Consider the following 9,814-nt stretch of genomic DNA (forward strand, 5'->3'; position numbering starts at 1 on the left):
GCGCACCACGACGGGGATCACCAGGATGGACAGCGCGACCGCGCCGGCGATCGCCGAGAAGTGGCCCATCGGCCGCACCAGCAGCTCATAGACGAACAGGCCGACGATGATCGACGGCGCCGACAAGAGGATGTCGTTGATGAAGCGCACCACCGTGGTCAGCCGCGAGAAGCGCCCGTACTCGGCCATATAGGTTCCGGCGAGCACGCCGATCGGCGTGCCGACGATGATGCCGATGATGGTCATCACGATGCTGCCGTAGATGGCGTTGAGCAGGCCGCCGGCGTCGCCGGGCGGCGGCGTCATTTCGGTGAACACGGCCAGCGAGACGCCGGAGAGCCCCTTGTAGAGCAGCGCGCCGAGGATCAGCGCCAGCCAGGCGAGGCCGATTCCGGCAGCGATGACGCACAGCGCCATCATCACGGCGTTCTTGCGCTTGCGGCTTCGGTAGAGCGACGTGGCGGTCGACATCGGTCAGGCTCCCGTGCGGCTATCGATGCGCAACAGCATGTAGCGTGCGAGCGCGAGGATGATGAAGGTGATGATGAACAGGATCAGGCCGAGCGCCACCAGCGAGGAGGTGTAAAGCGCGCCGTCGGCCTCGGTGAATTCGTTGGCGATGGTCGCCGAGATCGTCGTGCCCGGCGCGAATAGCGAGGCGCTGATGCGGTGCGCATTGCCGATCACGAAGGTGACGGCCATCGTCTCGCCGAGCGCGCGGCCGAGACCGAGCATGACGCCGCCCATGATGCCGACGCGGGTATAGGGGATGACCACGCGCCGGGTCACCTCCCAGGTCGTGCAGCCTATGCCGCAGGCCGATTCCTTCAGCACCGCCGGCACCGTGTCGAACACGTCCTTGGTGATCGAGGTGATGAAGGGCAGCACCATGATGGCGAGGATCAACGACGACGTGAGCAGGCCGATGCCGTAGGGCGGACCGGCGAACAAGCTGGAGAGGCCCGGTATGCCGTGGAAAAGACTGATGATGAAGGGCTGCACCGTCGTCTGCAGGAACGGCGCGAAGACGAACAGGCCCCAGATGCCGTAGATGATCGAGGGGATGCCGGCGAGCAGCTCGACCGCAATGCCGATCGGGCGCCGGAGCGGCCGCGGGCAGAGCTCGGTCAGGAAGACGGCGATGCCGATGCCGATCGGCACGGCGATGATGATGGCGATGGCCGAAGTGACTATGGTGCCGTAGATCGGGGCCAGCGCGCCGAAGTTCTCGGTGACCGGATTCCAGGATTCGGTCGTCAGGAAGGATACGCCGAACTTCGACAGCGCCTCCCACGAGCCGGCGATCAGCGAGATGGCGACCCCGCCAAGCAGCACCAGCACGAGGATGGCGGAAGCGCGCGTGGCCGCCCGGAAGGCCATGTCGGTGAAGGCGAAGCGGCGCACCGTCGCTTCTCTGGTCCGCATGGCGGACGACGTCACGGCTTCGGAAACGGCAGTCATTTAGCCCCTCGCATTTCGGAAGAGAGACAGGAGGGCGCCGCAAGCGCCCTCCTCATTCCGTAAGAATTACATGCCGGAGAAGATCGGCTTGCCGTTGCTGTCGACGATATCCTTGCCCCACATATCCTCGACGCTCTTCACGACCGCGTCGGGCATCGGAACATAGTCGAGCTCGGCAGCCATGTCGTCGCCCTTGGCGTAGGACCAGGCGAAGAACTTGAGCGCTTCGCCGGTGGCCGCTGCATCGTCGGGCTTCTTGTAGACGAGGATCCAGGTGGCGGAGGTCATCGGCCAGGATTCGGCGCCAGCCTGGTTGGCCAGGATGACGCCGTAGCCCGGCTGCGAGCTCCAGTCGGCATTGGCCGCGGCGGCCGAGAACGCCGCGGCGGTCGGCTCGACCTTCTTGCCATCCTTGTTGATCAAGTCGGTATAGGTGAGCTTGTTCTGCTTGGCATAGGCGTATTCGACATAGCCGATGGCGCCGCCGGTCTGCGACACGTTGTTGGCGACGCCCTCATTGCCCTTGGCGCCGATGCCCACCGGCCACTCGAGCGCCTTGTCGACGCCGACCTTCGACTTCCAATCGGCGCTGACGTCGCCGAGATAGTAGCTGAAGTTGAACGTGGTGCCCGAGCCGTCCGAACGGTGGACGACCGCAATCGCCTGGTCGGGCAGCTTGACGTCGGGGTTGAGCTTCTTGATCGCCTCGTCATTCCAGTTGGTGATCTTGCCGATGAAGATGTCGGCCAGCGTCGGACCGTCGAGCACGAGCTCGCCCGGCTTGACACCTTCGAGGTTGACGACCGGAACGATGCCGCCCATCACCATCGGGAATTGTGCCAGCCCGGTGGAGTCGAGCTCGTCGCCCTTCAGCGGCGCATCGGAAGCGCCGAAGGTCACGGTCTTGGCCTTGATCTGCTTGATGCCGCCGCCGGAGCCGATCGACTGGTAGTTGAGGCCGGTGCCGGTCTCCTTTTTGTAGGCGTCGGCCCACTTGGCATAGATCGGATAGGGGAAGGTGGCGCCGGCGCCGGAGATGTCGGCGGCCATCGCGGCGGAGATCGAAAGGGTGGATGCCGCAGCCATTGCAATCGCAACGGCCGCCGAGCGGATGAAATGTCTCATGTGGCCTGCTCCTGTTCGGAATATGGTCTTTTGGCACCCGGTCTACCGGCGCCCGGTGAGCGCAATAGCTCCCGATTATTACAGTCGCATGACAGTTTCGTGTCAGCCCGGTAACGTCTGGACGGGGTTGTCTGGAAGGGGTCTGCGGCCGGCTCCGCCGAGCAGCCGGGAGTTTGCCGCGGGAATCAGTAACTTGTCTGACTTTCAAATTGAAAATTTGTCCCGGCGGCCGGATCTCGGCCGCCGGGAAATAAAATCCGGACGAGAGCGCGTTGCCCGAATGCCAGAGCGGATCATGGCCTAGCCATCGCCGAAAACAGGGTCCGTTGGGGTAGAGTCGACGCTGTTTCTATGCCGGCGGTCGCTGCTCCCGCCCGTAACCGAGGGGCGGAATCGACAGCTCCTATTGTCCTTGCTTGGCTTCGCTTTGGTATGGTGCGATCACACCATACGTCTGCCGGCTGACGGCGGGCTACTGCGGAAGGGAGCTATCTGTTTTTACGCAATTCCGGACGGAAAACCGTTACACACTTTTCCTGGAATTGCTTAGAGCGGCTCAGCTTTTCACAGAATCGCTGATCCGCTCTAAATGTTTGATTTTGCGCAATTCCGGACGGAAAACCGTTACACACTTTTCCTGGAATTGCTTAATGCATGTCGCCCAAAAGTGCGCAGCGGTTTTGGGAGAACGACATGCATCAAACAAAGACTTAAAGCGCGTCGCCTGAATCCGCCTCGTCGCGACGCGCTTTAGCTGGCGCTACGTCGGACCTCCGCGTCCGGGCCGAGCCATCTTTCGAGCTTCTCGAGCAGCGCCTTCGGGCTGATCGGCTTCGGCAGGTAATCGTCCATGCCGGCTTCCAGGCAGCGCTCGCGGTCCCCTTTCAGCGCGTGCGCGGTGACGCCGACGATCGGCACATGCGTCCCTATCTCCGCTTCGAGCCGGCGGATGGCCGCGGTCGCCTCCAGTCCGTTCATCTCCGGCATCGACACATCCATCAGGATCATGCGCGGATTGAGCTTGCCGAAAGCATCGAGCGCCTTGCGGCCGTTGCCGACGATCTCGAAATGATAGCGGGTCTCGCCGAGGATCTGCGTGAACACCAGTTGGTTCACCTCATTGTCCTCAGCGACGAGGATGTCGAGCCCACGCTCCACGCCGGCCGGACGCGGTCGCGCGCGGACGGGCGGCGGCTGCAGCAGGGCACGATCCGACGCCGCCGCGGGCGCCTGCGCCTGCGATGCCTGCGGCGCCGCCGCGGGCGCCTGCGCCTGCGATGCCTGCGGCGCGCCATGCGCGGGACCGGCGCCCGCTATTAGCGGCGGCTGGGCGGCCGTCGTGCCGTGGCGATGACGCTGGATGGTGGCGACCAGCGTCTCCAAGAGGATGGAGGAGCGCGCCGGCTTGATCAGCTGCGCGTCGATGCCGAGATCGCGATAGGTGGCATTGGCCAGCGACTGGTCGACCGAGGTCAGCATGATGATCGGCGTATGCGCGAGGCCGGCGGTGTTGCGCACGATGCGCGCCATTTCGGCGCCGGTCATGCCCGGCATCTGGTAGTCGAGCACGACGCAATCGACAGGCACGCCGTAAGCGGCGGCGGCAATCAGCACCTTCAGTCCCTCGGCGCCGCTTTCGGCCGCGCAGGAATCGAAGGTCCACGACGCCATCTGCTCGCTGAGGATCGAGCGGTTGACGGCATTGTCGTCGACGATCAGCACACGCGCCCCGGTGACGTCGACCGGCATGATGCGCTGCCCGCCCTGCGCGGCCCGCGGCAGCGTGACGGTGAACCAGAATGTCGAGCCTTTGCCCTCGGCGCTGTCGACGCTGATCTCGCCGCCCATCATCTCGACCAGCCGCGAGGTGATGGCAAGGCCGAGCCCGGTGCCCTCGTGCCGCCTGGTCGAGGAGGTGTCGACCTGGCTGAACTTCTCGAACACCAGCTTCAGCTTGTCCTCGGGAATGCCGATGCCCGTGTCGGTGATCGAGATGGTGAGCCTGGTGCCGGCCGGAACCCGCTCGCCGGTGACGTCGACCAGCACGTGGCCTTCGTCGGTGAACTTCACCGCATTGCCGAGCAGGTTGGTGACGATCTGCCTGAGGCGGCCGACATCGCCGACGAACTGCCCGTCGAGCCCGGGCTGGACGCGGACGATGAGCTCGAGGTCCTTCTCCTTGGCGCGCGTCGAGACCAGCGTCGCCACATCCTCGATCGCCTCGGCGAGATTAAAGGGCGCCGGGTCGAGCACGAGCTGGCCGGCGTCGATCTTGGAGAAGTCGAGGATGTCGTTGATGATGGTGAGCAGGGCGTTGCCGGATTTGACGATGATGTCGGTGAACGTCTTCTGCTTCGAATCGAGAGCGGATTTGGCGAGCAGCTCGGCCATGCCGAGCACGCCGTTCATCGGTGTGCGGATTTCGTGGCTCATATTGGCCAGGAATTCCGACTTGGCGCGGTCGGCCAGCACGGCGCGCTGGCGTGCCTCGCTGAGCTCGACCTCGCGCTGTTTCAGCTCTGTTATATCCGTGGTCGACCCGATCAGGTAGAGCGAGCCGTCGGAGGCGATCATTGCGCCCTTGCGCGCGAACTGATGGCGCACACTGCCGTCGGACAGCGTCACCTTCTCCTCGACCTCCTGCGTCTCGCCGGTGCGCAGCACCGCGAGGTCGCCCGCCACGAAGGCTTCGCCGTCCGCGCCGAAGATCTCGACGTCGGTCTTGCCGATCGCCTCTTCCTTGCTGAAGCCGGTGAGGTCGCACCAGCCCTTGTTGACGTAGAATTGCCTCAGATCCGAGCGCTTGGCGTAGATCGACACCGGCACGTTGTCGATGAGGCTGCGGAAAACCTCGTTCTCGCTCATGCTTTCCTTGAGCGCCCGCTCTCGCGCCTTGACATCGGTGATGTCGGTGCTGGAACCGACCAGGTGCACCGATCCGTCGAGGGCCACCAGCCGGCTCTTGCGCGTCATCAATTGCCGCACCGTGCCGTCGCGATGGGTGACGGGTTCCTCGACTTCGCGCCCCTTGCCGGTCGCAATGACCTCGGTGTCGTCCTGGCTGTAGCTTTGGGCGTCCCCGGCAGCGAAAAGCTGGCGGTCCGTCTTGCCTATGACGTCTTCCTTTGGAAGGCCGGTCAGCGCGCACCAGGCCTTGTTGACGAACTCGATGCTCAGATCCTCGGCCTTGATGAAGGCGGCCACCGGCAATTCGTCCATGACATGCCGGTAAAGGTCGATCTGGCGCATCGAATCGCGCAGCGCCTTCTCGCGCGCCTTGATGTCGGAGATGTCGACACGCACGCCGATGAACGTGCCGTCGTCGGTGCGCATGTCGTAGACCTGGTACCAGCGCCCGTCGGGATTGAGCCGCTCATAGTGTGAATTGGGCAAGTGGTAACGCCCGAGTATGGCGTCGAGCCAGCGTTCTTTGTCGACGCTGTAGAGGTTGTCGATCTCGACGTCGCCGCTCGACCGGAAATAGCCGACGGAATGGCCGAGAGCGAGCGCCTCGCGAAAGGTGCGGCCTGGCTGCCAGACCGGTTTCAGCGCCGGCAACGTATCCTGCAGCTTGCGGTTGGCGAAGACGAATTTATCGTCCCGATCATAGATGATGACGCCCGCCGGCAGCGATTCGAGCACCGTTGCGAGGTTCTTGCGTGCATCGTCGGCCTCGGTTTCGCGATGCTTCATGTCGGTGATGTCGACATAGGAGATCAGCCGCTTGCCCCCGGCAAGCGGCGCCAGCGAGGCGATCAGCGTGCGGCCGTCGTTGCGCGGCAACTGCCGGGAGCCGGCAAGGCCCGCCCGGATTTCCGCCTCGCGCTGAGCGATGTGGCGCTGCCATTCCGCCTCGTCGACGCCATAGGGATCGGCGTCGCGGCTTGCTTCCATCAGCTCGCGAAAACCGCAGCCGACCGTGGCGCGACGCGGATCGATCTTCCAGAAGTCGTAGAAGGCGCGGTTGATGATCTCCGCCTTGAGGTCGGCGTCGAGGACGACGACGCCGATCGGCATCGAATCGACCATCCGGCGAAGATTGACGAGCGCCTCCGAAGTCGCGGCCGCATGCTGATCCTGGGCGCCGGCGACCGCTGCCTCGCCGCGCCCAACCGCGCCTTCGAAATCGCGCGGGCCGCGCGCACCGACCGTCCCGTCCGTATCAGCCATTCCTACCCCCAGGCCGAACCTCGCCAGTTCGTCGGCGGAATGTGCCCGACAAGCATTAACGATCCGCTAACCTTAACGATTCGCAACCGAACGCATCCGACGCCGTTAACGCATGTCGCCCAAAAGCGTGCAGCGGTTTGGGGGAAACGACATGCGTAAAGCAGAACCAAAGCGCGTTGCCCGAATCCGTTTCGCGGCTCTAGTCAGACGCTGGTCCGATGCTCGCTGCGGTAATCCGTCCGTTGGCGATCCAGCCGCTGCCGGGTTATAAATTAGCCGGGGGTGCTGCTGATGTTCGGTCGAATTCTATCTCTCGTTCTCTGCCCGGTGCTGCTTGCGGCCACCGGCTGCGCGCGCAGCGACGACGGTACGGTGATCATTCCGCGACAGCTCGACGTCAGGCGTGTCTGGGACAAGCCTCCGCAGCAGGCGCAAGTGAGCCCGCCGCCGGTGGCAGCCGGCGTCTTTCCGGCGCCTCCCGAGCCGGCAAGATCGGCGCCGCGCAGATATCGGAAGCCACCGCCGGCAATGCGGCCAGTGGATACGCAGTTGCCGGATGCATCTTCCGGCCCGGAGAAGGCGCTGGCCTGCCACAATGTCAGCGAGCCCGGCAAACGCTTTCGCGTCGTATGCGACTAGTTCCCCAGCACTGGCGGTCGAAGCCGCCGGCCGGGATCAATCCGCCGGGAAAAAGGCAGGGCCGATCATCCGCACCGGCCGCGATCCGGCCGGCATGGTCGGCGCCTGGTCTTCCGCCGCCCCGGTTTCGGCTGCGGTCGCACGGACCTTTGCATCCGCTGCCGCGGGTGACGGAATATCCGAAACCGTCCCGAGATCGGGCTTTGCCGTCGGCAACGGGATGATGGCGTTCTGCATGTTGCCCGGCGTCACGGTGCGCGCCCTGAGCTCGGCCACGCGCTGATGGTAGCGCTTGAGGTCGCAAGCCTTGAAGCTGGCGTCGTCGCGATACCGGAAAGCCGTTGGAAGCTCCTTATATGGCTTGCGCGTGTCGACCGCGACCATCTGGTCGGTCTCGAGGTTCGGATCGCCCAGCGTATAGAGATCGACGCTGGGATCGTCGCAGATATAGCGACACTGATCGACCGTGTCCTTGAGATCGGCGCCTTGCGTGAATTGCGAGTTCGGCGCCGGGAAGAAGTAGCCGTCCGAAAGGCGCACGCAAAACAGCATCGCATTGCTGCCGAACGTCGTGTCGGAAGATTGCGGCTTGGCCGCGGGCTGCCGTTTGGGCGCCGACTGGCAGCCGAGCGCGGCATATCTCGCCTGCGGATCGTCGCGGCCCGAATTGCCGATGCCGGCGATCCGTCGCTGCACCTCGGCCCTGCTCCTGGCAAGGTCGGCGCAGGCGTTGAAGAAGCCGCCCATCGCGCTGCTGGCGGTGCAGCGGCGCTGCCTTTCGATGCCCTGGATCGCGGCAAGCTGACGCCGCAGCTGGGCAAGCTCGGGATTGGCCGTGCCGCGTCCGGTAAGCATCTGGCTTCTGAGTACGCCGCAAGGATCAGCGTGAGAAACCGCTGCAAATGCCACCAACGCAGTAACAGCCAGGAGGGAGGTCGTGAGGAATCGCAGACGTGCCATTGATTGCCACCTCAAACCCATCTCAAGCTCTAACCTAATACAAGCTTTGACTAAATGAGTTTATTGCGATATTAGTATGGTAAAACACCTCAGTTGACCTTACTGTATAGGTGTTATGCTCAGTGCTGTAAAATGAATATTACATTTTCATTTCAAGATTGAGACAGTAGCCGAAAGACTTTTCCGCAGCTGGAGCAATTCCAGGAGTGCGCAGCGGTTTCCGTTCGGAATTGCTTAAAAACAAATATTTAAAGCATGCCTCCCGAAAGTGGGACCGGTTTCGGGAAAAGACATGCGCAAAAAAAGACCTAAAGCGCAGAAGCGAATCTGAAAGATCGCGACGCGCTTTAGAGCGGGTCAGCAATTCTGTGAAAAGCTGAACCGCTCCAGCCGATGCCCGGTGTCGGTCGCACCGCGCCTGCGATCACGGACTGCTGATGAAACTCTGACCGGCATTTCACGTTATCTGTCCAGCGCGAGGGAGACTGAGGATGTCCATTCACTTCACCGTCTCTGGCCTGACCCGGAACCTGATCCACTCGCTTGGACTGGATCACGAGCGGGCGCCGAGGCATCTGACACCGGAGCAGAATCTGCTGCTGGAATGCTACCTGGCCGGACAGATTCCGGAATCGGCCTGGAACGACTATGTCTTCGAGATGCCGGAACTGGAAAAGCACGTCACCGCAAGGCAAGCCGCACGCTGACGGCGGTCCGCGTAGCGACGATGCAGGTGCTCGCTATTGCTTTGGCGAATTGAACTGAAGCGTGAAGACGTTGCCGGCAATTCCTTGCGCCAGTGCAGGCGAAAAGCTGAGCGGCAGGCAGTTTCGCAGGGCGGCGGTCGCCGCGTCGACATAGGCCTGCCGCGCCTTGTCATCGCCGCCGACCTTGATCGCTGTTGGCTTCGGCGGGCCGATCAGCGTGCCGTCGCGCTTGAAGCTGAAGCTCAAGGTGACCGAGGCGTTCCCGGAATTGGCGGGCGGTGTCCAGCACGCCTGCAGAGCGGCGCCGACCTCGTTCATGGTATTGAGCGATGCGGCGCTCGCCGGAAAAGGCGCTGCCAGCAGAGCCCCAACGATCGCCGAAAATCTTGCCGTGCTTCTCATGGCGGGTCCTCGTCATCATCGCCCGCTCGCCTGGTGGCATGGTACGATCAACCAGGAGGATGACAATAGGATTTCAACCGGGCTGGAGCCGGCAAAATTATGCCGTCGTGATGCTGGCATGGGCGTCGCGGAAAAGCAAAAAGCAAAAGGCCGGCGCTGAGCCGACCTTTCCTCGCCTCGGCATCGCGCCAGTACATCCGTGGTCACGGCGAGGACCGTACCACTAGAGCGGCGGACTTTCATGTGAGTCCATAGCCTGCGGCAGTGAAGTAGTTTCTGCATTCTGTTGGAGAGAAGAGATTGCAGATATCGCCGATGGCCTGCCACAGGGCGTCGATGGTTCTGATGGC

7 protein-coding genes and 2 pseudogenes are annotated in these 9,814 nt (G+C 63.2%); 2 read left to right on the plus strand and 7 right to left on the minus strand.

Annotation, left to right across the window (positions count from 1 at the left end; translation table 11 throughout):
* The 4 genes and pseudogenes from EOA29_RS14405 to EOA29_RS14420 all read right to left on the minus strand — a co-directional run.
* Window positions 1–471, minus strand: a pseudogene (locus EOA29_RS14405) (phosphate ABC transporter permease PtsA); the annotation flags it as partial.
* 3 nt (window positions 472–474) lie between these two features.
* Window positions 475–1,461 carry a phosphate ABC transporter permease subunit PstC gene (gene pstC, locus EOA29_RS14410; RefSeq protein ID WP_126091555.1) on the minus strand — a complete coding sequence of 329 codons (987 nt, stop codon included), beginning with the start codon at window positions 1,459–1,461 and terminating at the stop codon, window positions 475–477.
* Between the two features lie 66 nt (window positions 1,462–1,527).
* The gene (gene pstS / locus EOA29_RS14415) at window positions 1,528–2,586 is read right to left on the minus strand and encodes a phosphate ABC transporter substrate-binding protein PstS (protein WP_126091554.1); all 1,059 of its coding nucleotides are present in this window, start codon (window positions 2,584–2,586) and stop codon (window positions 1,528–1,530) included.
* A gap of 750 nt (window positions 2,587–3,336) precedes the next feature.
* A complete protein-coding gene (locus EOA29_RS14420; RefSeq protein ID WP_127221063.1) occupies window positions 3,337–6,756 on the minus strand; it encodes a response regulator in 3,420 nt (1,139 codons plus the stop codon).
* A gap of 291 nt (window positions 6,757–7,047) precedes the next feature.
* On the opposite strand from EOA29_RS14420, the gene EOA29_RS14425 reads away from it, so the two are divergent.
* Window positions 7,048–7,395, plus strand: coding sequence for a hypothetical protein (locus tag EOA29_RS14425; RefSeq protein ID WP_245464856.1), 348 nt, complete (start codon window positions 7,048–7,050; stop codon window positions 7,393–7,395).
* A gap of 36 nt (window positions 7,396–7,431) precedes the next feature.
* Here the strand turns inward: EOA29_RS14425 and EOA29_RS14430 are convergent, their stop codons facing one another.
* Window positions 7,432–8,250, minus strand: coding sequence for a DUF2865 domain-containing protein (locus tag EOA29_RS14430; protein WP_245464855.1), 819 nt, complete (start codon window positions 8,248–8,250; stop codon window positions 7,432–7,434).
* 596 nt (window positions 8,251–8,846) lie between these two features.
* Here EOA29_RS14430 and EOA29_RS14435 point away from each other — a divergent pair.
* Window positions 8,847–9,062, plus strand: a complete 216-nt coding sequence (locus EOA29_RS14435) for a hypothetical protein (RefSeq protein WP_126091550.1) — start codon at window positions 8,847–8,849, stop codon at window positions 9,060–9,062.
* Window positions 9,063–9,095: 33 nt separating this feature from the next.
* On the opposite strand, the gene EOA29_RS14440 is transcribed toward EOA29_RS14435, so the two are convergent.
* Together EOA29_RS14440 and EOA29_RS42985 are read right to left on the minus strand one after the other, a co-directional pair.
* Window positions 9,096–9,464 (minus strand): hypothetical protein, encoded by a 369-nt coding sequence (locus EOA29_RS14440; protein ID WP_126091549.1) that lies wholly within the window; start codon window positions 9,462–9,464, stop codon window positions 9,096–9,098.
* A 239-nt stretch (window positions 9,465–9,703) separates the two neighbouring features.
* Window positions 9,704–9,814, minus strand: a pseudogene (locus tag EOA29_RS42985) (IS630 family transposase); the annotation flags it as partial.

It is taken from the genome of Mesorhizobium sp. M1E.F.Ca.ET.063.01.1.1 (assembly GCF_003998155.1).
GTDB lineage: Bacteria > Pseudomonadota > Alphaproteobacteria > Rhizobiales > Rhizobiaceae > Mesorhizobium.